Below are 25,587 nucleotides of genomic sequence, written 5' to 3' on the forward strand. Positions count from 1 at the left end.
AAGCCGGAGGGGGCGCCGCGGGGCAGATGGATGGCCGGTGAAACCATGTGCGCGGCCCGGCTCCACCGGGTCGGCGACCCGTTCGCCGTGGACTGCGCAGAGAGGCAACCCCCATGACCTCCGTACAGGGAACCGCCGTCGACATCCCCACCGAGGACGGCACCGCCGACGCCTATCTGGCTCATCCCGCCGACGGCGAGCCCCGTCCGGCGGTCCTGCTCTACATGGACGCCTTCGGGCTGCGGCCCCGGCTGGAGGAGATGGCGGACCGGCTCGCCGAGGCCGGGTACACCGTGCTGGTGCCCAACGTGTTCTACCGGGCCGGGCGCGCCCCGGTCTTCGACCTGCCCGAGTTCATCGATCCGGCGGCGCGGCCGGAGATCTTCCAGAGCATCATGCCGGTCATGCAGCAGCTGACGCCCGAGGCGGCGATGCGGGACGCCGGTGCCTATCTGCGCTGGCTGGCCGACTGCCCCGTGGCGGCCGACGGCCCGGTCGCGCTGACCGGTTACTGCATGGGCGCGCAGCTGTCCCTGCTCACCGCCGGTACCTATCCGGACCGGGTCGCCGCGGCGGCGGGCTTCCACGGCGGGCGGCTGGCGACCGAGGCGCCGGACAGCCCGCATCTGGTGGCCGAACACATCACCGCCGAGCTGTACTTCGGGCACGCCGACCAGGACCCGTCCCTGCCCACCGAGCAGATCGAGCGCCTCGAGAACGCACTGACCGAGGCCGGCGTACGGCACCGCTGCGAGGTCTATCCGGGTGCCGGGCACGGATACACGCAGGCCGACACCTCTTCCTACGACCGTGAGGCGGACGAACGGCACTGGGCGGCGCTTCTGGATCTGCTGAAGCGGACGTTCTGAAATAGGCCGGACCGCATCGTCCCCGTGGCGGCGCCTGTCACGTTCGCGGGTTCGCCGGTGTCTTCATGCCGAAACCGGCCGACGTACCAGGAGGACACCATGGCGCTTCGCCTTCCGAAGGCAGAGCTTCCGCTCGAACTCAAAGAGAGCATGATCAAACAGCTCGGGGCCGTGCCCGAGAACGTCGAGGTGAACTGGCACAGCCCCGAAGTCTCCCGGGACAACCTGGAGTTCGGCGCCAAGGTCGGCGCGTGGGACGCGGCGGACGCGAGTCTGAAGTCGTTCGCGCACATGGCCGTCGCGGCGCAGGTCGGGTGCAGCTGGTGCCTCGACGTCGGCTACTACCAGGCGCACAACCAGAACCTGGACCTCGTCAAGGCGAGCCAGGTGCCCCGCTGGCGGGAGTCGGATGTGTTCACGCCGCTGGAGCGGGACGTGCTGGAGTACGCCGAGGCCGTGACGAACACGCCGCCGACCGTCACCGACGAGCTGTACGCGGGTCTGCTGGAGCGGCTGGGCCCGGCCGCGATGGTCGAGCTCACCGCGTTCATCGCCTTCGTCAACCTGGCGACCAGGGCCAACGTGGCGAACGGGGTCAAGTCGCAGGGTTTCTCGGACGCCTGCGAGATCCCGCTGGCGACCCGTGCGCAGACGGACGGCGCGCAGGAACCGCGTGCGGCGTCCGCGTCATGACCGAGGATCCCTTCGTCGCCCACCGCAGCCTGCTGTTCACGGTCGCCTACGAGATGCTCGGCTCGGCCGCCGACGCGGAGGACGTGCTCCAGGAGTCCTGGCTGCGGTGGGCCGAGGTGGACCACGCCCAGGTGCGTGACCCGCGCGCGTATCTCGTCCGTGCCGTCACCCGGCAGGCGCTCAACCGTCTGCGGTCGCTGGCGCGCAGGCGCGAGGACTACGTCGGCGAGTGGCTGCCGGAGCCGCTGCTGACCAGCCCCGATGTCGCCGAGGACATCGAGCTCGCGGAGAGCGTCTCGATCGCGATGCTGACCGTGCTGGAGACCCTCGCACCCGTGGAGCGGGCGGTGTTCGTGCTCCGCGAGGTCTTCGACATGCCGTACGGCGAGATCGCCGAGGCCGTCGGCAAGTCCGGGCCGGCGGTGCGGCAGATCGCTCGGCGGGCCCGCGAGCATGTGGCGGCCCGGCGGCCCCGGATTCAGGTGAGCCGGTCGGAGCAGCAGGCCGTGGTGGACCGGTTCCTGGCGGCCCTGCGCACCGGGCGGTTGCAGGACCTGATGGAGGTCATGGCGCCGGACGTGGTCCTCGTCGTCGACGGCGGTGGGCAGGCGGCCGCCGCTCTGGTCCCGGTCCACGGTGCCGAGGTCGTGGCGGCGCTCCTCGCGCGCACGGACCGCTCCGCGTCCGAGACGACGGCCGTATGGCTCAACGGCGCGCCGGGAGCCCGGATCGAAACGGACGGACGGCCGGCCGCGGTGAGCCTGGTGGTGGAGGACGGCCTGATCACCCGTATCTACGCCACGGCCAACCCGCGGAAGCTGACCCGGCTGGACAAGTTGGTCGACCTGGCCAGGTGATCCGCGCACGCGGGCCCGGCGCGAGACCGCGTGAGTGCTCCGGACGGTGCGTACCGTCCGGAGCACTCACGGGTGTTCATGCGGTGGCCGAGCCCGCACGGCGGGCGCAAGCTGGGGGCGTGCCCGCCGACCGCACGAGACCTGTGGGGAGAACCCGGATGACTTCGATGGCGGACCTGCCTGACGTGGTGTCGCGCGAGGAGTGGCTCGCCGCCCGCAAGCAGCTGTTGGCCCGGGAGAAGGAGGTCACGCGGGCGCGCGACCGGGTCAACGCCGAGCGGCGGCGGCTGCCGATGGTCCGCGTCGACAAGCCGTACTCCTTCGAGGGGCCGAACGGGCGGGTCGGCCTGCTCGACCTGTTCGAGGGTCGGCCTCAGCTGGTCATGCACCACTTCATGTGGATCTACGACATCGACGCCGACGGCACCGAGCATCCACGCGATACCGGCTGCTCGAGCTGTTCCTCGGCGGCCGACCAGATCCCCGCCAGGCTGCGGCAGCTGAACGTCCGCAACACGGCCCTGGCGGCGGTGACCCGTGCGCCGTACGCGAAGCTGGCCGCGTACCGGGAGCGGATGGGGTGGTCGTTCCCCTGGTACTCCTCGGCGGGCAGCGACTTCAACTACGACTTGCACGCCACCGTCGACGAACGGGTCGCACCGGTCCAGGTGTTCCACCGCACCGAGGCCGAACTGGCCGAGGCGGGACAGCCGTGGACGGAGAGGATGCGCGGCGACTATCCGGGGATCAGCGCCTTCCTGCGCGTCGGCGACGAGGTCTTCCACACCTACTCCACGTTCGGCCGTGGCATCGAGGAGTTCCACAACGGCTACCCGTACCTCGACCTCACCGCGCTCGGCCGCCAGGAGGCGTGGGAGGAGCCGAAGGGCCGCGCGCGGCCGCTGGGCCTGCAGGTCGGCGGGCCCGCCATGCGGCTGCCCGACGAGTACGACGTCTGAACATGCCGGTCCAGGACGGTGTCCAGGAGGCGGTCCTCGCTGATCGGAGAGGGTGGCGGGCGTGTCTGCTCGCCGGGGCGGTGTTCGCCGTCGGCATGGCCGGGACCACGCTGCCGACGCCCCTGTACGGCCACTACCAGGACAAGTTCGGGTTCTCCGAGCTGACGGTCACCATCGTGTACGCCGTGTACGCCTTCGCGGTCATCGGTGTACTGCTGGTCGCGGGCAACGCCTCGGACACGGTGGGCCGGCGTCCGGTGATCTTCGCCGCCCTGGGCTGCGCGGCCGCGAGTGCCGTCTGCTTCCTGCTGGCCACCTCACTGGCCTGGCTGTTCGTGGGGCGGCTGCTGTCGGGCCTGTCGGCCGGTCTGCTCACGGGGGCCGCCACGGCGTATGTGATGGAGCTGGCGCCGCGCGACGGCGCCGCCCGCGCCACGCTGGTCGCGACCGCCGCCAACATGGGCGGGCTGGGCTGCGGTCCGCTGCTGGCCGGGGTGCTGGCGCAGTACGCTCCCTGGCCGCTGTATCTGCCGTTCGCCGTGCACCTCGTCCTGGTGGCCTGCTCGGCGGCGGTCGTGCTGTGGCTTCCCGAGACCGTCCGGGCGCGGCGGTCGCTCGCCGCCGTACGGCCGCAGAAGCCGAGCCTGCCTCCGCAGGTGCGGCCGGTGTTCGGCCCGGCGGCGACCGCCTCGTTCGTGGGTTTCGCGCTGTTCGGCGTGTTCACCTCGGTCAGTCCCGCCTTCCTCGCGGAGTCCCTGGACGAGCGCAACCACGCCGTGAGCGGGCTCGTCGTGGCGATGGCCTTCTTCGCCTCGACCGTCGGGCAACTGGCCGTGGGCCGGGTGGGCGTGAGCCGGTCGTTGCCGCTGGGCTGCGCGCTGCTGCTCGTGGGGCTGGCGCTGCTGGCGGGAGCGCTCTGGTGGGACCTGCTGGCGCTGGTGGTGGCGAGCGCGGTCGTCGGCGGCGTCGGTCAGGGGCTGGCGTTCCGGGCGGCGCTGTCGGCGGTGGCCGGGGCGTCTCCGGCGGATCAGCGCGCGGCCGTCATCTCGACGCTGTTCGTGGTGGCGTACGGCGGCATCTCGCTTCCGGTCATCGGCGTGGGGGTGCTGACCGGCCCGATGGGTCTGGAGGGGGCGGGTCTGGTGTTCATCGCCTGCATGGCGGTCCTGGTCACGTCGGCCGCCGCCTATCTGGTGCGGCGGCCGGTGGCCGCGGGGACGTGAGCGTTCCGCCGACTAGACGATCCCCGGCAGGGAGTCGAGCCATTCGGTCAGCAGTCGGTTAGTCTCCTGCGGGCGTTCCTGCTGGATCCAGTGGCCGCAGCCGTCCAGGACGTGGGAGGAACTCAGGCCGGGCAGCGTGGTGGGGTAGGCCGCGATCGCGTCGGCGAGCCAGGTGGTCGAGGGGTCCAGCGCACCGCCCAGGAACAGCGAGGGCTGGGTGAGAGGGGCGCCGTGGTGGTCGGCGAGGTCCGACCAGTCCCGATCCATGTTCCGGTAGCGGTTGAGGGCCCCGGTCAGGCCGGTGCGTTCGAACTCCCCCGCGTAGACGTCCAGGTCCGCCTCGGCGAGCCAGGCGGGCAGAGCGCCGGCGGGGAAGCGGTCGCGCAGGGTGGCGCCGGGGGTGACGAAGTGCGGGTCGGGAGCGCCGGGGCCCGGCATGGTGTCGGCGGACAGGGCGGCGTAGAACCCGGCGAGCCAGCCACGGACGTCGGGCTCGATCTCGGCCTCGGCACGGCCGGGCTGCTGGAAATAGGAGACGTAGAACTCCTGCGGACCGCCCATCGCCGCGAACACCTCGCTCGGCTTCGGGCCGCCGGGCGGGGTGTAGGGCACGCTCAGCAGCCCAACCGCGCGGAACACGTCGGGGCGCAGCAACGCGGAGGTGGCGGCGATGCTCGCGCCCCAGTCGTGCCCCACGATCACCGCGGACCGCTCACCGAGGGCGTCCACGACGGCGACGTTGTCGTCGACGAGCGCCGTCATCCGGTACGAGTCCACGGCCTCGGGCCTGGAGGAGCGGCCGTAGCCGCGCACGTCGACGGCGACCGCGCGGTATCCGGCTGCCGCCAGCGCGGGCAGTTGGTGGCGCCAGGAGTACCAGCACTCCGGGAAGCCGTGCACGAGCAGGACCAGCGGTCCTGTCCCCTGTTCCACGAGGTGGAGCCGGCCGGCGGGGGCGGGGACGAGGCGGTGGGTGACGTCTGTTGACGTCGCGTGGGCGGGGTGCGACATGTTTCCTCCGGAACTCCGCATGGACTGCGCGCGGTCCCGCCATCCTGCGGTGGTCGCGAGAGGCGTCGCGACCGTCGTTGCCGGTTCGGCAAACTCGACGACAGCCGGCGGACGGGCGTCTCCCGCCTCGCCGAGGATCGAATGCGCCCTGTTCACGCCGCCGCTTCGGAGCGCGCCGACAGTGCACGCCGCAGGCACTCGGCGAGGCGAGCGGCGATCGTGCCGTCCGGGTCGAGACGAGGGTTGAAGATGGTGACGTCGAGTCCCACGGCAGCGGGGTCGCCGAGTGCCGTGCTCAGCACGCTCTCCAGTTCCGCCCAGGTCAGTCCGCCCGGCTGCCGGTAGTCGACGGCGGGCATGATCGCGTCGTCCAGGACGTCGACGTCGAGGTGCACCCAGAACCCGGTGTTCGTGCCGGCGGTGAGCCGGTCGACGGCCCGGCGCGCCGCGGTGGCCGCACCGGACGCGCGCACTCCGTCCAGGTCGACGGCGTGCAGCTCGGCCGGCAGCGGCTGCATCCCGGCCCGGGCGGATTCCTCCGTGTCGCGGAAGCCGAAGGCCACGACGTCCTCGTCCCGCAGCAGCGGCCCGCGCCCCTCCGGATCGGTCAGCAGGCCGGGGCCGCGCCCCGTGGCCAGGGCGAGTTCCATCGAGGCCGCCTCGCCGTTGGGCTCCGCCGAGGGCTGGTAGAAGTCGGTGTGGCCGTCGAGGAACAGCAGTCCTGGTCGTCCGCGCCGGCGCAGCGCGAGGAGGTTGCCGAGCAGGACGGTGCAGTCTCCGCCGAGGACGACCGGGAAACGGCCGTCGTCGAGGGCGTCGCCGACAGCGTCGGCCAGCCGGACGGAGTACTCGGCGATGCCATGGGGGTTGAGGACCCCGGTGTCGGCGTCACGCGCCGGGTCGTACGCCGGTGGCTCGATCCGGCCGGTCCGTACCGCGTGGAGGCCGGTGAGGAGTCCGGCGTCCAGCAGAGCCGCCGGCAGGTCCTGGACGCCGGAGGGACGCAGGCCCAGCACGGACGGTGCCTCGATGATCGCGAGTTCCTGCATGTCGGGCCCTTCCCGCCGATGCCTGCCGCGTGCCTCCCACCGCCCGCACTCCATCTGTGCCACATCCTCGGGCCCGACACCACTTCTCGCCCCGGCAGGCTGTCCGGCCCCGGCCGCCCTGTGGCCGATTCCCGTCCCTCTGTAACCGGAGTCGACTCATGTTGTTGCGGAGTTCAACGGCTACCGGCGGTAAGTGCTTGCTTCGCGCTCCGTTGCCCCGTACAGCTTGCTCCACAACTGGCCATGACTCTGGGGGGAGTTGGCTTATGCAAGGCACGATTGACGGGTTCCGCTATGGTGCGGTGACCCCGGTGGCGGCCTATCTGATGGCCTGCCTGGGAGGGGCGCTGGGACTGCGGTGCATCGTGCGGTCCCTGCTGGGCGGGCATTCCTGGAAGCCGGGTTGGCTGGCGCTCGGCGCGGCGTCCATCGGCTCCGGCATCTGGACGATGCACTTCATCGCCATGATCGGCTTCCAGGTCGAGGAGACCCGGATCCGTTACGACACGGGCCTCACGGTCCTCAGCCTCGCCGTGGCGATCGCCGTGGTCGGCATCGGCGTGTTCATCGTCGGCTATGCCGGCGCCGGCCGGGGGGCACTGACCGGCGCGGGCGTCGTCACGGGGCTCGGTGTGGCGGCCATGCACTATCTGGGGATGGCGGCGCTGCGCCTGGACGGCGACGTTCGCTACGACGCGTTCGCCGTGGGGCTGTCGGTCCTGATCGCCGTCATCGCCGCGACCGCCGCGCTGTGGGCGGCCGTCACGATCCGCGGTTTCCTCGCCAGCCTCGGGGCCAGCCTGGTCATGGGTGTGGCGGTCTCCGGGATGCACTACACGGGCATGGCCGCCGTGAGTGTGCATCTGCACGGCACGACCGGTGCCTCGTGGTCCGGTGACTCGCCCACCTCGCTGCTGCTTCCCATGCTGCTGGGGCCGGTCATCTTCCTGGTGCTGGCCGGCGTGGTGGTGATGTTCGACCCGCTCCTGGTGCTGGGCGACGGCGAACGGGGCCGCTCCGTCGCGGCTGTTCGGACCGGACCGGGCGACAGTGCGGTGCAACGGCCCCGCCAGGAACCCGCGTTGAAATCCCCTGCCGGGACGCGGCCGCACCGGCGGGATTCCTACGCCCGCAAGCGGTGACCGGGTGGCGTGGCGACGCGCCGCGCCCCCGCTCCCCCTCTCGGCGTTCCCTAGATCATTGTTACGGTGCACCGGTGTCTGACTCCTCTCGCGATACCGCCGAAGGCGCCGGCTGGGGCGCCACCGAACTCGGCACGTACAAGCGGCTGATGCCGACCGAGGTCGAGAAGATCTCCTGGCTCGACCCCAGAATGCTGTGGGCCGCCCGCAACGGTGTGCTGGCGTCCTGGTTCGGGGACCCCACGGGACGTACCCGCAGCCGTTGGGTGGCCCAGCGCACGGCCGCCGGCGCACCCGCCGACAAGGTGATCCGGCGCGACGACCCCGACCGGTTCTCGTTCCTCGTCATCGGCGACACCGGCGAGGGGGACGACCCTCAGTACGCTGTCGTGCCGGGCTTTTTGACGGCAGGTCAGGACACCCGGTTCGCGGTCCTCGCCAGTGATGTGATCTATCCGGTCGGCAGTGCCGACGACTACGGCACGAAGTTCTTCCGGCCGTACCAGGACTATCAGGCGCCCATATACGCGATACCGGGCAACCACGACTGGTACGAAGACCTCGGCGCGTTCATGCGCGTCTTCTGCGCCGACGCGCCGCCCCTGGCGCCCGAGCCCGCGCCCCGCCTCCTCAGCCGGGCCTGGCTGCGGCAGCTGCTGTGGCACCGGCCGCGCAAGGGGGACGGTCAACAACTGGACGCCGCACGGCAGTTCAGGTCGGCGGCCGCTCAACAGGCAGTCCAGCCGGGGCCGTACTGGGCGATCGACGCCGGGCCGGTGCGGATCATCGGCATCGACACCGGTCTGCTCGGCACCCTCGACGCCGAACAGGGCGCGTGGCTGCGCGAGGTGTCGCAGGGGCCGCGCCCGAAGATCCTCATCACGGGCTCGCCGCTGTATGTGGACGGCGAACACCACCCCTGCGCGATCGAGGGCGGCGGCACCGTCGACGACATCGTCCGTGACCCGGCGCACCACTATGTCGCGGCGATCGGCGGTGACATCCACAACTACCAGCGCTATCCGGTCCAGGTGGACGGCCGCACCATCCAGTACGTGGTCTCGGGCGGCGGCGGTGCGTTCATGCACGCCACGCACACCATCCCGCGGGTCGACATCGCCAACGTCACCGAGAAGGAGTTCCGCTGCTATCCGCTGCGCGGCGACTCCCTGGCCTTCTACAGCAGGCTCTACGGCCGCCGGCTGCGCCTGCGCCGCTTCTTCACCCTCACCGAGGCCGAGGCGTCGGCCGTGGTCGCGGAGCGTCTGGGAATCCCGCTGACCCGGGCCCAGCAGAAGACGGCGCGCCTCACCTGGCGCACCCGCCTTGTCGCCGGTCTGCTCGGCGCCGGCCGCCGCCCCGACCGCGCCGCGCGCTTGCGCCTCCCGGTGCGCAAGATCTACACGTCGTTGTTCTCCCCGAGCTCGGCGACGTACAGCCCGCCGTTCTTCAAGCAGTTCCTCCGTCTGGACGTCACCCCGGAGACCGTCCGCCTGCGCTGCCAGGCCGCCACTGGCAGCCACGCGCAGGAGGTCGACCCGCCGGTCGAGGACGAGGTCACGATCCCCTTGAAGTGATCGCGGGTGGCGGGAACACGGCGGGCCGTGATCGAGTTGGGTTCCGATGCAACCCCATTGAATTTTCAATGATGGAGGAGTCCATGCCGCCGTTGTCCCGCCCGCTGCGCAAGCTGGGCTTCCTCACCATCGGGCTCTTCGACGAGACGGATCCGCGCCGGGGACACGAGTCCACGCTGGAGATCATCGAGCTGGGCGAGCGGCTCGGCTTCGACAGCGCGTGGGTCCGCCACCGTCATCTGCAGTACGGCATCTCCTCGCCGGTCGCCGTCCTGGCGGCGGCCTCGCAGCGCACCAGCCGGATCGAGCTCGGCACCGCGGTCATCCCGCTGGGCTGGGAGAACCCGCTGCGGCTGGCGGAGGACCTGGCGACGGTCGACCTGCTGTCCGGCGGCCGGCTCAACCCGGGCGTGAGCGTGGGCCCGCCGATGCACTACGACCGGGTCAAGGAGGCCCTCTACGCCGACACGGCCGACGCCGAGGACTTCGGGTACGAGCGGGCGCGGCGGCTGCTGGACTTCGTGCGGGGCGAGCCGGCCACGGACTTCAGCGGGGTCGAGGGCGTCGAGGTGTTCTCCGACCGGGTGCAGCCGCACTCCCCGGGTCTTGGCAGCCGTATGTGGTACGGCGGCGGCAGCCTGCGTTCGGCGCAGTGGGCAGGCGAGCACGGGATGAACTTCCTGACCAGCAGCGTCGTCAAGGCCGAAGGGCCCGAGGACACGGCGGCCGGGGCACCGGACTTCGCACAGATCCAGCTCTCCCACATCCGTGCCTTCCGCGCCCGCCACCCGGACGGCGACGACGCCCGGGTCTCCCAGGGCCTCGTCGTCATCCCCACCGACTCCGCGACGCCCGCACAGCGCGCGAAGTACGAGGAGTACGCCGCGAAACGCACCCCTCGCACCACGGCACCGCAGGGTCCGGCGCGGCTGCTGTTCGCGCCGGACCTCGTCGGCACCTCGGCACAGATCGCCGAACGCCTCCACGCCCACGCGGCGTTCCGCGAGGTGGACGAGGTGGCGTTCGCGCTGCCGTTCACCTTCGAGCACGAGGACTATGTACAGATCCTCACCGATGTCGCGACCCGGCTGGGTCCGGCGCTGGGCCGGCGCTCGGCGGCCTGAGCGGCAGTCCGACGCCTTCGGCGATGACGCGGTCGAGCAGGTGCAGCGGGGCGGGCCGGATTCCGGCCGCCTCGGCCGCGTCCCAATGGGCGAGGGCTCGGGGCAGGTCGACGAGGCCGTGGATCAGGGGCAGTTCGCCCGGGGGCCGGCCGGGTGCGCCGAGGTGGGCGTGCAGCAGTGACTCCAGTCGGCACGAGGCCAGGGTGCCCGGGATCCCGGGTCGCATCGCGAATGCCGCGCTCGCCACGGCCGGCAGGTCCTCGCCGAGCCGGGTCTCGGTGGAACCGAGCGCCAGCAGGCCGCCTCCGACAACCAGGACATCCTGGCGTCGGCTCATCCGGTCCAGGGCGCTCGCGGTGTCGAAGCAGTGCGGGAAGGAGTCGTCGACCACGATCGTGCCGGGACGCAGGCGCTCGACGTCCAGGAGGTTGGTCGCGCCGCTGACTGCGGTGACGATCACGTCGGCCGCGTAGACGGCGGCGGGCAGCGTCCGCCCCGACTCGACGACCTGGACCGGCATCCCCGGCTGCTCGGACGTCAGCTCCGCCGCCAGCCGTTCGAGTTGCGCGGTGCTGCCGGGCAGGTCGCACAGCAGCAGCCGGGCGGGTGCGCCGGGCGCCGTCGCCAGGAGCAGCCGCAGGGACGAGGTGCCGATCGAGCCGCAGCCGACGACGGCGAGGGAGAGCTCGTCGAGGCGGCGGCCGGTCGCCTTGAGCGTGGCATGGACGGTCTTCACGACGGCGACGGTCGTGGAGCCGTGTCCGGTGGTGAGCGCCGCGCCGGCCGTGGTCTCGCGCAGGACGTCGTAGCCGTAGCCGGTGAGCGACGGGATCATGCCGGCGAGGGAGACGCAGCGGGCGCCCAGCGAGGCGGCGTGCTCGACGGCGCGGGCGGTGCGGGCCGCCAGATCGCCGGTCGGGGCCAGTTCGTCGGCGAAGAGCGGGAGCGCGACGAAACCGGAGTTCCCGAGCGGGGTGCTGGTTTCCTCCAGCAGACGGGACCGACCGTCCGGGAAGAGGAGCGCCCGGATCTCCTCGCGGCCGAGTCCGGGGCTGTCGTACGGGAGCCCGGCGAGGGTCGCGAGGTGGCGCGGGGACGGCAGATACCCGACGAGCGCGGCGTCCAGACGGGGGCGCCGTCGGCGGCTCGGGCCGCGCACGGCATCACTCAGGTCCCGCTGCATCCGCTCGGCGAACCCGGCCACTTCCCCTGGTGAGAGGGCAGCCCCCGAGGCCCGCACGGTGACGCGCAGGCCTTCACCGTCCGCCACCGGCCGCACGGCCAGGAACACGTCGGTGCCGAGCGGCGGCGGGGCGAGCGAGGTGTCGGAGTCGTCCGCGTGCAGGGACAGGCCGCCGCTCGCCTCAATGCCCAGGGACGTGAAGTCGAGGAAGGTGAAGAAGAACTGGGCGTGGCTGGGAAGCCCTGCCTCCGTGCGCAGCTCGCTGGGGCCTTCGGCCCGGGCCAGATCCGCCTCGGTGGCGAGACGCCGCAAGTCGTCCTCGAAGCCGACCGGTTGGTCCTCGACGGCTCCGTCGACGGACGGCGCGGGGCGCAGGGCCACCGCCTCCGCGAACGGGCCGAACACCCGGTGCGCGTCCGCCGTGGACTCCTCCCGTCCGGTGACGGCAAGCCCGAGCATCAGGTCACGCCTGCCGGTGAGTTCCGTGAGGGCCCGGTAGTACGCGGTGAGCAGCGGTGCGTACAAGGTGCGCTGCGCCGCTCGGGCGAGTCGGCGCAGTCCGGTGGTCGTGGCGGCGTCGAGGGTGAAGCCCGCGGTGTGGAACGCCGGCCCGGCGCCGGAGCCCGCGCCGCCGGGCCGTCGCAGGGCGGGCGGCGTGTAGGGCGCGCGAAGTCGGGCGCGGTACTCGTCGGCCTCGGGGCCCTGCGGGCGCGATCGTACGGCGGACTCGGTGACGTGGTCGCGGAAGGTGCTGTGGACGGGCGGCAGGCCGTGCGGCAGATCGCGCGTCAGACGGTCGTACGCGGTGAGCAGCTCTCTGGTGAGGAGGGCGGCGCTGTAGCCGTCCCCTATGAGGTGATGGGCGTGCACGACCAGGACGTGCTCGGTCGGCGCCAAGGTGAACAGCCGCAGCCGGAGCAACGGCCAGGCCCAGGGCTCCAGTCGGCGCCGCGCCTCCTCGGCGATCCGCTGCTCCAGCAGGTCGGGGTGCGCGAGCGTCTCCGTCTCCACGGGCAGCCGCAGCGACTCCGGCAGCTCCTGCTGCACGGGCGGACGGGCACCGGCGGGGAAGGTGGTGCGGAGCATCGGGTGACGGACCGTCAGAACGTCGACGGCACGCTGGAGGACGTCATGGCGCAGCGGCCCGCTCAGCCGGAACCGGGCGAGCCAGCCGGTGTCGGACTCGGGCGTGAGGGTGTCGGCGAGGAGGAAGCCCCGCTGGGAGGGCGTGAGGGGGTAGGGGCCGCCCACGGGCTGCCGCACGGTGTCGGCGTCGGTGTCGCAGGCGGGTTCGGGCAAGGGGTGGTCCGGGGCCGACTGCTGGGCGGCGGTGTCGAGAGCCGTGGCGAGGGCGCCGAGCGTGCGGTGGGTGTAGACGGTCGTCGGCCGTGGGACCGCGGGGAGTTCCTCGCGCAGGCGGGAGAAGAGCTCCAGCACCAGGATGGAGTCGCCGCCGAGCTCGAAGAAGTCGTCGTCGCGGGAGACATCGGGAACGTCCAGCAGGGCCGACCAGATGCGCGCCACGGTGTGCTCGGTCTGGGTCCTCTCCCTTTCCCTCTCCCTTTCCACTTCCCCTTCCGTTTCGGTCTCCGCCTCCGCCTCCGCCTCCGCCTCCGTCGTCGTCCCCGTCTCGCTCGCCAGCCGGGTGCGGTCGATCTTTCCGGTGCCGGTCAGGGGCATCGCCGGGAGCGTGCGGACACGTCCGGGCAGCATGTACGGGGGCAGTACGCGGGACAGGAAGGCGCGTACCTCGCGCGTGGTCGGCTCGGCAGCGCCGGGCCGGGGCTCGACGTACGCCACGAGTCGTCCGTCGACGAGCAGCACGGCGGCACGGGCGATGTCCGGGTGGGTGAGCAGCGCGGCCTCGACCTCGCCGAGCTCCACTCGGTGGCCGCGGACCTTGACCTGGTCGTCGAGGCGGCCGAGGAACTCCAGCACGCCGTCCGGGGTTTGCCGGACCCGGTCGCCGCTGCGGTACCAGCGGCGGCCGTCGCGTTCCACGAAGGCGGCCGCGGTGAGCTGCGGGTCGCCGAGGTAGCCAGGGGTCAGTCCTGTTCCGGCGATGAGCAGTTCACCGGCCTCGCCGGGAGCGCAGGGGCGGCCGTCCTCGGTGATGACAGCCAGCTCGGTGCCGGCCACGGGGCGGCCGATGGGCAGCTGCCGTACGTCGTCGGCGGGCCGGGTGTCGATGATGTGGCAGGTGGCGTTGATGGTGGCCTCGGTGGGCCCGTACAGGTTGGAGATCCTGTGCTCCGCTCCCCCGCGCGCGTCGACCAGGTCGAACCATCGGCGTACGTGCGCGGCGGGCAGCGCCTCGCCGCCGACGTGCACCCAGCGCAGGGCCGACAGGTCGGGGGGTGTGCCGTCCTGCCTGGCCCGGTTCTCCGCGGCGCTCAGCAGCCGCTCCCACAGCGTGGGCACCGAACTCCACACCGTGATCCGGTCGTTGACGAGACGGTCGAGGAGTGCCTCGGGGTCCCGGAGGAGGTCGGAGGTGAGGGTGTGGACGGTGGCGCCGGCCAGGAGCGGTGCCAGCAACTGGCGTACGGAGGCGTCGAAGCAGACGGACGCGGTCTGCACGAGGTGGTCCCGGGGGCCGTATCCGAAGGTGGCCAGCGACCAGTCGAGGTAGTTGAGCATGGACCGGTGAGTGATCGGGACGGCCTTGGGGCGGCCCGTGGAACCCGACGTGAAGATGACGTAGGCGAGGGCGTCAGGGTCCGGGGCGGGCAGCGGCGGTTCGGTCGGGGGCGGCGAGGCCGGTGTCCGGTCGTCGGTGGTGACCGGAGTGACGCCGTCCAGCAGGGCGACGGTGTCGCGTGTCGCGGCATGGCAGACCACCGCGGTGACGCCGGTGCGGCTCACCTGGTCCCGGAGCCGGGCCACGGGATGGGTCGCGTCCAGGGGCACCCAGCCCGCGCCGGCCCGCAGGATGCCGACCACGCCCGCGACGGTGTCCGCGCCGCGCTCGGTGAGCAGGCCGACCAGGTCGCCCGGGCGGACGCCGTGTGCTCGGAGCCGGGTCGCCAGGGTGGCGGAGGCGGTGTCGAGTTCGGCGTAGGTGAGCGTGCCTTGGCCGGTGTTCACCGCGACCGCCGACGGTGTCGCCCGGAACCGGGCACTCAGGCGGTCGACGATCCCCTCGGCGCCGCCACGCGGTTGCGCGGGGGCAGTGGGTTGCTCGGCGGCGGCCCGCAGTTCCCGCACGTACTCCCCCGCGAGGCGCTCCACCGTCTCGGGGCGGAAGAGTTGCGCGGGGTGGTTCCAGGAGAAGTGCAGGGCCTCGTCCGACTCCCAGCACAGCAGTCCCAGCCTGGTCGCCGCGGTGGCGGTGGCCGCCGCGGTCGGTGTCACGGTGACCGGCCAGTCGCGGCCGTGGCTCACGGGGAAGCGGGCGAAGCTGAAACCGGCCGGGGCGACCGTGCGGGGAGAGGGGCCGGTGGCGGGCAGCAGCGCGGCGATGTCGGGGCTGGTGAGCGTCGCGTGGGACTCCGCCTCGCGCCAGATGTCGCGCAGCCGGCGGGCCAGTGCGGTCACGGGCTCGTCGGGGTCGACGGTGACGAACACGGGCAGGGTGTCGGCGAGCGGCCCCACGAGGCGGTCGATGCCGGGCAGCGGCGCTTCACGGCGGGCGCGCGCGACGTTCACGGCGACGGCCCGCTGTCCGCCCCAACGGGCCAGGCAGCGGCCGTACACCGCGAGGAGCAGATGGAAGAGGGATACCTCGTGCCGGGCAGCCACCTCACGCAGCGCCGCCGTGAGCGAGTCGTCGACCGTCGACTGGTGGTGGGTGAGCGGCGGCGCCGGGACTGCTTGCGGGTCGCCGTCGTACGGCAGTGCCGGGGCCGTGCCCGCCGAGGTGTGCTCGGCGATGCGGGCACGCCAGTACTGCTGGTCCCGGGTGAAGGCCGCGGACTCGCGGTCGGTGGTGACGTGGGCCGCGTAGTCGGCGAACTCGGCCCGGGGGGAGGGAAGTTCAAGGGGGCGATGGCCCTGGGCGAGCGTGGTGTAGATCGACCAGAGTTCCTCGCACAGGACCTTCAGGCTGAAACCGTCCGCCGCGCTGTGGTGGATGACGAGGAGCAGGTGAGCGAGGTGTGCGTCGTCGCCGCGGGGACGGATGAGGAGGGCGCGGGCCGGGTCCTCGGCGGTCAGGTCGAAGGGGCGGTTGTACAGCCGCTGTTCGAGGTCGGGCAGGGGCGGCGTGGCGCTGTCGTCGCTCTGCTCGTACACCTCGTACCAGCGGGGAGCGCGGTCGCTGGGCTCGACGGGCGCGGTGTACTGCCGCGGGGGTGTGCCGGGCGCGGTGATCCGCAGGCGCAGCATGGGGTGGCGGGCCGCGAGGTGGGCCAGGGCTTGGCCGAGGAGGTCGGGGTCGAGGGGTCCGCGGACGGTCTGGCGTATGTAGCCGTAGGCGGCGACGCCTTCGTAGAGCGCCTCGGTGGTGAGGAAGGCGCGCTGGAGCGGGGTGAGGGGGCGCGGGGTGTCGTCCTGAGCGCGGTGCACGGGGGCCGGCGCGGGCGGGGCCGGCTGTGGCGGCTGTGCGCCGAGGTGGGCGCTCAGTTCGCCGACCGTCCGGTACTCGAAGAGCAGGGTGGCGGCCAGCGGTTGCCCGAGCTCCGTCTCCAGGCGACGCGCGAGGTCGACGGCGGTGAGCGAGTCCAGGCCGAGGCTGAGGAACTGCTCGTCGACGCCGATGTCCTCGGGCGCGCGGCGCAAAGCGTCGGCCAGCAGGCGGCGTATCAGATCGGCGATGCGGGCAGGGTCGGTCACGGCGCCCGCGCCGCCGAACGAGGCAGGCGTCGCGGGGGCAGGGACGTGCACGGAGCCGCCGCTACGGCGCACCGGGTCCACGGCATCGCCGGTTCCACCCACGGGTGCGGCGATGTGGCCCGTCGCATGCGCGCCCGAGTGCTCCTGGGGCCGCGCGGGCGTCCCCGCAGGGGCCACCAGCAAGTGCGCGGCATCCGTGGCGACGGCCGTTCGCAGTGCCGTGATCGCGTCCCGCGTGGTCATCGGGCTCAGTCCGCGGGCACGCAACCGTGACTCGACCGGTGACCCGGCGGCCAGCCCCGCGTCGGCGACGGGACCGAACCCGATCGACGTCCAGGACCGGCCCGCGGCGCGCTCGGCGGCGGCGAAGGCGTCCAGGAAGGCGTTGGCCGCAGCGTAGTCGCCGAGTGCGCCCGCGAGACCGGGCTGGACCGAGGAGACGGAGGAGAAGGCGATGCGTACGGCCGGTTCCTGGCCGTGTCGGCGCAGCGCCTCGGCGAGCAGGACCGTGCCGCGCACCTTCGCGGCCAGCGACTGCTCGATCTCCGCGTCGGTCTTGGCGCGCAGCGTGCCGGGCCGGACCGTACCGGCGGCGTGGAAGACCCCGTCCAGCGGGGGCAGCGTCGCGAACAGCGCGTCGACCGCGGCTTCGTCGGACACGTCGGCCGCGTGGTAGCTGGCCCGGGCCCCGTGGGCACGGAGATCGGCGAGCAGCGCGTCGGGCGCCGTAGCGGAGCGTCCGGTCAGGATCAGCTCACCCGCGCCTCGGCCCGCCAGATCACGCGCGAGCGCCGAGCCGAGCCCTCCGGCTCCGCCGGTGATCAAGTAGGTGCCGTCCTGCGGCAGTTCCGCGAGCGCGGCAGAGGCGTCGGCCACGTCGGCGGGCGTACGGCCGAGCCTGCGCCCGCAGCGCCACGCGACGGACCTCTCGGCGCCGGGCTCGTGGGCCGAGTACAACTCCCGTTCCAGGGCCTCGGCTCGGGCGGCGAGCGGGTCGCCGCAGGACAGGTCGACGCCGCGGGCGGCCAGTCCCGGGTGCTCCTGCGGGAGTGCCAGTGCGAAGCCGTGCAGGACGGCCTGTGCCGGGCTCGCCTGCTGCGCCGAGGTGCCGGTGGCGTACGCGTCCTCGGTGACCACCAACAGGCGGGAGCAGTCGGCGCCGAGCACGTCGAGGACGTGGCGCAGGGAGGTGACGGCGGCCTTCGTCGTGGCGTCCGTGACGTCCAGGGCCAGCGGGCTGCCGTCTCCCTCGGCCCGTTCCTCGCCCAGCCACACCACGGTGTCCGCAGGCGTCGCGAGCTGCCCGTGTGCGGCGTCGTCCCCCAGTACCGTCACGCCACGGCCGACGAGCCGCTCGGCAAGCGCCCGGCCGAGCGCGCGATCGCCGCCCACCAGCCGTACCACGCGGGGCCCTTCGGCGGGCGTGAGCGGTGCGTCCCGCCAGTCGAGACGCCGCACCATGGACGCCGCGCCGGGCCGGCGCGGCCAGTGACGCGTGCGCTGGAAGGGATACGTCGGTACCGGCACCCTCGGTCTTGCGCCAGCCGGAGCGGCCCGATCCACGGCCGCCGGATCCTGGGCCGCCGGATCCTGGGCTGCCGGATCCTGGGCTGCCGGATCCACAGCCCTACGATCCAGAGCCGTCCGGTCCACGGCCGCGCCGCGTGCCCACAGCCGCCCCGCCGTCTCCAGCAGCGCTCGCGCCCCGCTCTCGTCCGCGTTCCCGTCCCCGTCACGCCCTGCCGTCGAAGCCCCCGTCGACAGCACCGCGACGTCCCGCGGGCCGGCGACCGCTCGGACCGCTCCGCCCAGGGTGTTGCCCGGGCCGAGTTCGAGGAACGTGTCGTAGCCCTCGTCGAGCAGCCGTTCCACGGCCGCCCCGAACCGCACGGGCTGGACGGCGTGCTCCAACCAGTAGGCGGGCGTGAGGCCGGGCCGCCACTCCCCGGTGACCGTGCTCAGCATCGGTACGGCTCCCGGCCGCACGGTCAGTGTCTTCGCGGCGTCCCGCAGCGGTTCGAGGACCGGCTCCAGCAGCGGCGAGTGGAAGGCATGGGAGACACTTAGTCGGCGCGTGGCCACACCGCGCCTCGACAGCTCCGCGAGGGCACGCTCGACGGCGTCCTCGGCACCCGAGATCACCACCTGACCGGGCCCGTTGACGGCGGCGATGCTCACCGAGCCGGCGAACTCGGCGACGGTGTCCTCGTCCCCGCGCACCGCGGCCATGGCTCCGGGCCGGGCCAGTTCACCCACCGAACGACCGCGTTCCGCGGCGAACCCGACCGCCTCGGCCAGGCTCAACGACCCGGCGACACAGGCTGCCGCGATCTCGCCCACGCTGTGCCCGGCGACCGCGTCGGCGCTCACGCCCCACCGCGCCAACTGCTGTGCCAGGCCCACGCCGAAGGCGACGAGCAGCGGCTGCGCCACCTCCGTCCGGGCCAACTCCCGCGGATCCACCCGGGGATCGAGGCACCAGTCGGCGAGCGAGCGCCCGAGCACCGGCCCGGTCAGCGAGGATGCCTCGTCCAGGACCTCCCGGAACGCCGGTGCCGACCGGTACAGGGCTCGGCCCTGGCCGGGCCGCTGGGCGCCCTGGCCGGGCAAGAGGAACACCGTCCGTGGACGCGACCTGGTGACCGTGAAGTCCGCCGCGCGGGCGGCGTGGAGGCGGTCCGCGAGGTCACCGTCGGCGACCACGGCGAGCCGGTGAGCGCCGTCGTCGCGGGCGGTGTTGACGGCGGCGCAGACGTCCGCCTCCGGCAGGTCCGGATGCCTGCGCAGATGCGCGGCCAGGTCGGCGGCGGCCGCGCGCAGGGCGTCGGCGCTGTGGGCGGACAGCGTGAGCAGGTGCGGGCCGTCGGCGGTGGGCGTCGGGGTGGTGGTCCGCGCCGGTGCCTCCTCCAGGACGGCGTGGGCGTTGGTGCCGCCGAATCCGAAGGCGTTGACGCCCGCGACCAGGGGCCCGGGGGCCCGCCATTGCTGCTGCTCGGTGGCGAGTCGGAAGCCGGGGGCGACGTGTTCCAGGTAGGACGCGGTCGGGGCGGTGTGCGGGGTGGGCGGTATCTGCCGGTGCTGGAGCGCCAGGACCGTCTTGACCAAGGCCGGCATGCCGGCGGCGTTGAGCAGGTGCCCGATGTTCGCCTTGACGGAGCCGAGCAGGCGCGGCTGCCCGTCGGTGCGGGGCGCGAAGGCGTGCCCGAGCGACTGGGCCTCGACGGGGTCGCCGACCGGAGTGCCGGTTCCGTGCGCCTCGACGTACGTCACCGCGTCGGGGTCGATGCCGCACTCGTCGTACGCCCGGGTGATGACCTCGCGTTGGGTGCGCGGGTTGGGGGCGAGCAGGCTGAGCGAGCGGCCGTCGTTGTTGACGGCCGTCCCCCGGACCAGGGCGAGGACCGGATCGCCGCCGCGCCGCGCGTCGTCCAGGCGGGCGAGGACGAGGGCCGCTCCGCCCTCGCCGGGCACGATCCCGTCGGCGGCGGCGCCGAAGGGGCGGCTGCCGCCCGTCGGGGACAGTGCGCCCGCGCGGGCGAGCAGGCGGTGGCCGGTCGGGGTGAGGGCGAGCTGGACGCCGCCGACGACAGCGATGTCGCATTCGCCGCTCTGGAGGCTGCGCCGGGCCAGGTGGAGCGCCACGAGCGCCGACGAGCAGGCCGTGTCCACGGCCAGGGCGGGGCCGTCGAGGTCGAGTACCTGGGAGAGGCGGGCGGCGATCAGGTTGGGCAGGTTGCCGGTGAGGGCGCCTGGATGAGCGGTGAGGTCGCCGTCGGCGGTCGCGGCGAGGATCTCGCGGTATCCGCTGTCGCCGACGGCGGCGAAGACGCCGATCCTGCGGCCGATCCGGCGTGCCCCCGCGTATCCGGCACGCTCCAGGGCCTCGTGGGCGAGCTCCAGGAAGATCCGCGCCTGCGGGTCGGTGGCGCGGGCCTCCTCTTCGTCCATGCCGAAGCAGCCGGCGTCGAAGTCCGCGGGGGCGGGGAGGAAGGACCCGCGCAGGCCCGGGTCGCCCGGTGCGCTCTCCCACCGGTCGTCGGGTACGGCCGTCACCGTGTCGCGGCCGGAGACCAGCAACTCCCAGAAGGCTTCCGGCGTTTGTGCTCCGGGAAAGCGGCAGGCCATCCCGAGAACGGCGACCGGTCCGTTCTCCGCGCTCTCGCTCGGCGCCGTCCCGGCGCGGCTCGCCGCGGGCGCCGCGCCTGACGCACCGTCGATGTCGGCGACCAGGGCCAGCACATGGTCGGCCAGTGCGGCCACGGAGTCGCGGTCACGCAGCGCGCGGGGCTCCACGGTGACGGAGAAGCTGTCCTCGATCCCGGCGAGCACCGCCATCGCCTTGAGCGAGGACCCTCCGAGGGCAAAGAAGCGGGCGTCCCGGTCGATGTGGGCGGGAGAGAGGTCGAGTGCCTGTGCCCAGATCTCCCTGATCGTGTCCTCGACGTCGCGCCGCGAGCGCGGCTCGGACGGCTGGGAAGGCCGGCCGGCGCTCTGCGGGCCGTGCTCCGCCCTCCCGGTGGTCGAACCCTCGTCGCCCATCCCTGCGGTCGAACCCTCGTCGCCCATCCCTGTGGTCGAACCCTCGTCGCCCATCCCTGTGGTCGAACCCTCGGCGCACATCCCGGTGGTCGAACCCTCGGCGCACATCCCGGTGGTCGAACCCTCGGCCCGCGCCGCCGTCAACCGCTCCTCGATCGCCGCGTAGGCGCCCGCCTCGAACCGGTCTCGCATCAGCGCGCGCCGCAGCTTGCCGCTGGTCGTGCGGGCAAACGCGCCGGGTGGCAGAGGCAGCACCCGTACGTCGTCGTGGCCCAGCGCCTGGCGGACCCGCTCCGCCGCCGCGTCCAGCACCGGAAGTGCCGTGGCCAGGGCCGGCCGTGCCCACTGCACGAACACCACGACCCGGTCGCCGCCGGTGTCGGGGTCGGGGGACCCGATCGCCGCCACCGTTCCCTCCGGCAGCCCCGCGGTGGTGGCGGCGGTCTCCTCCAGGTCGGACGCGTGGAAGGTGCGGCCGCCGGCGAAGACGACGTCCTTGTGCCGGCCGGTGACGCAGAGTCGGCCGTGGTCGAGGAACCCGAGGTCGCCGGTGCGCAGCCAGCCGTCGGTGAACGCGGCCGCGCTCGCTTCGGGAGTGCGGTGATAACCGCGGGCCACCTGAGGACCGCGTACCTCGACGTGGCCGACCCGCCGTTCGCCGAGCGGCTTGCCGGCATCGTCGGTGACCCGGACCTCGCAGTCCGGGACGGGACGGCCCACGTCCATGAACTCGACGGCATCGGGGCCGGGCTGCACGGGGACGGCCCTCCCCCGGCTGAGCGCCCTGCGGTCCAGTGCCGCAGGAGCGGCGGCCTCCCCGAGCGGGGGCACGGTCACGGCGAGCGTGGCCTCGGCCAGTCCGTACACGGGAAGCATGGCCGTGGCGTCCAGCCCTGCCGGGCCGGCCTTGGCGGTGAACTCCCGCCACACGCGCGGTGCGATCGGCTCGGCGCCCACGAGCATCAGGCGTACGCAGCTCAGGTCCAGCCCGGCCCAGACGTGGTCCGGCACGCGCCGCACGGCGAGCGCCAGCGCGAAGTTCGCAGCCGACAGCAGGGTCGCCCCGTGCCGCGCCACCGCCTCCAGCCACAGCGCCGGGCGCTTGGCGAAGGTCAGCGGTTCGAGTCGTATCTGCTTCAGGCCCGCGGCCATGGGGACGAGGTGGGTGCCGATCAGACCCATGTCGTGGAAGTACGGCATCCAGGTGGCCACGACGTCGTCGGACGTGACCGCGGTGGCGGCGCGGATCTGGCGGAGGTTGGCGAGGACCGCCTCGTGGGTGAGTTCCACGCCCTTGGGGGCGCCGGTGCTGCCGGAGGAGAACTGGAGGAACGCGAGGTCGTGCGGGGCCAGGGAAGGCAGCTCGGGCAGCGGCCGGCCCGCACGCAACTCGCCCAGCCGCAGGCCGCGCACCGGCCCCGGGAACTCGGCGAGCAGGTCCTCGGTCGCGTCGTCCACGAGGACGGCGGGCCTGCCGAGGAATTCCCACACCGGTCCCGCCCGCCGCGCCTCCGGGGCCAGCGGCACGGGTACGAGTCCCGCCGCCAGCGCTCCCCAGAACATCGGCTGGAAGTCCTCACCCGGGCCGGCGAGGAGCGGGACGGGGGTACCGGGCGCCAGTCCCGCCGCGTGCAGGCCGCCCGCCACGCGCAGCGCGTCGTCGCGCAGCTCCGCGAAGGTCACGGTGTGCTCGTCGCCGTCGCCGCGGACATGGACGACGACCTGCCCGGGCGCGTCCTCGGCTGCGTGCAGCAGGACGTCGAGGAGTGTGGCGGCGGTCCGGGGCCCGGGAGTCGGCATGTACTTCCTTCCACGTCGCACCGGGGCGGGGGCCCGCGGGCGCGCCCTGCCGGCGTCGGGAACCCGGCAGGAGCGTTGTCGATCATTCACCTGTACGACGAGCAGTCTCGCCTACCGGTTCACCGGCGAGGCGATCGACCGTCCACGTGAGACGTCGTCCGCCACCTCCGCCGAGCGCTCGCCTCACGCCCTGGCGCGGTCGGCCGGCGTCAGGTTCGGCATCCGCGCCGTTCCCCTGCTCGCCACGCGACCGCGACACGCCTGATGCCGATCCGAAGGCACGGCATTGCTCCTGATCGGTGTCGTGGTTCATCCGATGAGGCGAGAACCTGCGAAAGGGTCACCGGTCGGCGGGCGGCCGCCTTCTAGGGTGCGGGGGTGATCACCCCCGCGTCTTCCGCCCCGAAGCAGCCCTCTGCCCCGACACCGCAGTCACTTCCTGGCACGCGGCACTTCGGCGATGCGGACCCGTCGGCCGGTGCCGAGAGCTGGTATCTGACCGGACATTTGCGCGACGAGGACGGCGCCGCCCACACCTGGGCAGTCGGCCTGCTGCGCCAACGGGACCCGCAGGACCCGGCCGCCGAGCCCGGCTACCGCTTGTACGTCCTGCACCGTGGTCCGGGAGGCATGTCCTACGGCACCTGGATCACCCCCACCGCGCTCCGGGCGCTCCACGACACGATCAGCTCCGACGAGGCACTGGATCCGCGGGTCCGCAGGGCGCTGACCGAGGCCCTGGCGCAGGGCCCGCTGCTTCCCGACCGGCTGTTGCGGGAGCCGGTGACCGAGTCGTCCGACGGACTGGACCTGCGCGTGGGCGATGTCGTGAGTCTGCGTCGTGAGGACGACGGGCGCTTTCGCCTGGCCTTTCGTCAGGCGGCACACTTCGAGCTGCTTCTGACCCCGGTCAAACCGGCCGCCACGGAGACAGAATCCGAGGGCGACGGCGTCGGTGACACGGCCGGGTTCGCGTCGCTGTTCCTGCCTCGGCTGGACGTGCGGGGCACCTTGCGCCTCGGCGAGGGAGCGTCGAAGCGGGTGACGGGCCAGGCCTGGTTCCAGCACGGTCGGCAGGCGGGCCACGGCCCGGACCCACAGGCGACGGGCCCGGCGGGGCACACCTGGACGTGGACGGGCCTGCATCTCGACAACGGCTGGGAGATCAGCGCGACCGCGCACGCCCCCGAACCCGCGGACACCACCTCGGCGGTGCTCGCCCGCGCGACCGCGGTCGACCCGGACGGCGTCGTCAGTCATCACGACATGTCCTGCGAGCCCCTGCGGCACTGGACCTCGCTGGCCACGCTCAACACCTACCCGACCGCGCTGCGGCTGAGTGTCCCGGCCCTCGACCTGCATCTGGACGTCACCGCTGCGCACTCCCCGCACGAGGTCCGCACGTTCATCGTGGGCCGGGCCTTCTGGGAGAGCCCGGCCACCGCGCGCGGCACCATGAACGGACTGCCCACCACGGCGACGGCCGTACTGCGCACCATCCCGAACAACACCATCGACGACATCGAGGGCTACATGCGCCGGGGGCACGGCATCGCCCGCGACGAAGCCGCCGTCGTCTATCCGGACACCGCGGCGGACATCGCCGGCGTCGACCGCCTCGCGGGCACGCACGCCGGAACACGGCTCGACGCCACCGCCCACACACGGCTCCACCAGGCCCTCGCCGCGCCGGTCCTGCACCTGCTGAACAAGCCCGGACGCTCCTGGCGCGCGTACGTCGCGGGAAGTGTCCTGTGCCTGCTGGACACCGACCCCGAGCCCTACCGCCCGCTGACCGCGGCCACCGAGATCCTCCACACCTCGGCCCTGGTCATCGACGACATCCAGGACGGCTCGACCACCCGGCGCGGGCTGCCGAGCGTCCACGAAGTCTTCGGCACGGCGGCCGCGATCACCGCCGGGACGCTCGGCTACTACACCTTCGACCCCCTGCTCCAGCGCGTTCCCCAGGCCGACGCGTCCACCATGCTGCGCGTCTACCAGCTGTATCTGCGGGCGATGCGGGCCGCGCACGCGGGGCAGGCCCTCGATCTCGCCGGCCACCACTCCACCTTCGACGAGGCCATCGAGACCGGCGATCCCACGGCACTGCTGGAGCAGATCCGCACCACCCACCGCCTCAAGACCGGCATGCTCGTGCGCAGCACCGCCGAGGTCGCCGCCATCCTCGGCGGCGCGGACGAGGCCCAACTCGCCGCGATCTGCGACTACTTCGAGAACGTCGGCCTCGCCTACCAGATCAGCGACGACGCCGCCGACCTGTACGGCATGGCCACGCCCGCCGCGTACCGGCAGGGCGTCGTCGTCCGTACGCCCGCCCTGGACCTGATCAACGGAACCGTGACCTATCCGGTGGCCCAGGCCATCGGACTCCTCGACGCGCACGACCGCCGCCGGCTGCACAGGGCCCTGCACGTCCGCTCCGAGGCCGATGTCGCGGACGCCGCCGAGCTGTTGATGTCCTGCGGGGCTCTCACCGCGTGCCTGGCGGAGGCCCGGGACCTGGTCGACCGGACCTGGGAGACCCTCGATCCGCTGCTTCCCCACACACCCCACAAGGCGATGGCACGCGCCCTCGGCTGGTACGCGGCCCAGCGGGGTCCCGAGAACGACCACGTCCCGGCCTAGGGCCTGTCCGGCGGATCATGCCGGCGTCGCGGGGCCTGGCACGCCCTCCCCCAGAGGGGGTACCCCCAGCCGCGTTGTCGTCGGTTGCCGACTCCCCCACTCTCGACTCCGCTCGAGCGGGGGGGACCCCCATCGCGTC

Annotated in this window: 12 protein-coding genes; 9 read left to right on the forward strand and 3 right to left on the reverse strand. The window is 73.2% G+C overall.

Features of this window, described 5'->3' with window-relative positions; genetic code table 11:
- Positions 1 to 113 precede the first annotated feature (113 nt).
- The 5 genes from OG254_RS02470 (at position 114) to OG254_RS02490 (ending at position 4,601) form a co-directional block, all read left to right on the forward strand.
- Positions 114 to 869, forward strand: a complete 756-nt coding sequence (locus OG254_RS02470) for a dienelactone hydrolase family protein (RefSeq protein ID WP_405576868.1) — start codon at positions 114 to 116, stop codon at positions 867 to 869.
- Between the two features lie 99 nt (positions 870 to 968).
- Positions 969 to 1,562, forward strand: a complete 594-nt coding sequence (locus OG254_RS02475; RefSeq protein ID WP_405576870.1) for a carboxymuconolactone decarboxylase family protein — start codon at positions 969 to 971, stop codon at positions 1,560 to 1,562.
- The gene (locus OG254_RS02480; RefSeq protein ID WP_405576872.1) at positions 1,559 to 2,419 is read left to right on the forward strand and encodes an RNA polymerase sigma-70 factor; all 861 of its coding nucleotides are present in this window, start codon (positions 1,559 to 1,561) and stop codon (positions 2,417 to 2,419) included. Before OG254_RS02475 ends, OG254_RS02480 begins: the two co-directional genes overlap by 4 nt.
- A gap of 158 nt (positions 2,420 to 2,577) precedes the next feature.
- Positions 2,578 to 3,378 carry a DUF899 domain-containing protein gene (locus OG254_RS02485; protein WP_405576874.1) on the forward strand — a complete coding sequence of 267 codons (801 nt, stop codon included), beginning with the start codon at positions 2,578 to 2,580 and terminating at the stop codon, positions 3,376 to 3,378.
- Between the two features lie 2 nt (positions 3,379 to 3,380).
- The gene (locus OG254_RS02490) at positions 3,381 to 4,601 is read left to right on the forward strand and encodes an MFS transporter (protein ID WP_405576876.1); all 1,221 of its coding nucleotides are present in this window, start codon (positions 3,381 to 3,383) and stop codon (positions 4,599 to 4,601) included.
- 12 nt (positions 4,602 to 4,613) lie between these two features.
- Here the strand turns inward: OG254_RS02490 and OG254_RS02495 are convergent, their stop codons facing one another.
- Together OG254_RS02495 and OG254_RS02500 are read right to left on the reverse strand one after the other, a co-directional pair.
- A complete protein-coding gene (locus tag OG254_RS02495; protein ID WP_405576878.1) occupies positions 4,614 to 5,612 on the reverse strand; it encodes an alpha/beta fold hydrolase in 999 nt (332 codons plus the stop codon).
- A gap of 152 nt (positions 5,613 to 5,764) precedes the next feature.
- Positions 5,765 to 6,661, reverse strand: a complete 897-nt coding sequence (locus OG254_RS02500; protein ID WP_405576880.1) for an arginase family protein — start codon at positions 6,659 to 6,661, stop codon at positions 5,765 to 5,767.
- Between the two features lie 266 nt (positions 6,662 to 6,927).
- Here OG254_RS02500 and OG254_RS02505 point away from each other — a divergent pair, with 266 nt between their 5' ends.
- The 3 genes from OG254_RS02505 to OG254_RS02515 all read left to right on the forward strand — a co-directional run bounded on the left by OG254_RS02505 (position 6,928) and on the right by OG254_RS02515 (position 10,504).
- Positions 6,928 to 7,803, forward strand: a complete 876-nt coding sequence (locus OG254_RS02505; protein WP_405576882.1) for an MHYT domain-containing protein — start codon at positions 6,928 to 6,930, stop codon at positions 7,801 to 7,803.
- A 74-nt stretch (positions 7,804 to 7,877) separates the two neighbouring features.
- Positions 7,878 to 9,380, forward strand: a complete 1,503-nt coding sequence (locus OG254_RS02510; protein ID WP_405576884.1) for a metallophosphoesterase family protein — start codon at positions 7,878 to 7,880, stop codon at positions 9,378 to 9,380.
- Positions 9,381 to 9,463: 83 nt separating this feature from the next.
- A complete protein-coding gene (locus OG254_RS02515) occupies positions 9,464 to 10,504 on the forward strand; it encodes an LLM class flavin-dependent oxidoreductase (RefSeq protein WP_405576886.1) in 1,041 nt (346 codons plus the stop codon).
- On the opposite strand, the gene OG254_RS02520 is transcribed toward OG254_RS02515, so the two are convergent.
- A complete protein-coding gene (locus tag OG254_RS02520; protein ID WP_405576888.1) occupies positions 10,449 to 22,799 on the reverse strand; it encodes an amino acid adenylation domain-containing protein in 12,351 nt (4,116 codons plus the stop codon). The genes OG254_RS02515 and OG254_RS02520 overlap by 56 nt on opposite strands.
- A gap of 378 nt (positions 22,800 to 23,177) precedes the next feature.
- On the opposite strand from OG254_RS02520, the gene OG254_RS02525 reads away from it, so the two are divergent.
- Entirely contained in the window at positions 23,178 to 25,448 is a 2,271-nt protein-coding gene (locus OG254_RS02525; protein WP_405576890.1) for a polyprenyl synthetase family protein, read from the forward strand.
- Positions 25,449 to 25,587: the final 139 nt, after the last annotated feature.

Source organism: Streptomyces sp. NBC_01092 (genome assembly GCF_045039535.1).
Taxonomy (GTDB): domain Bacteria; phylum Actinomycetota; class Actinomycetes; order Streptomycetales; family Streptomycetaceae; genus Streptomyces.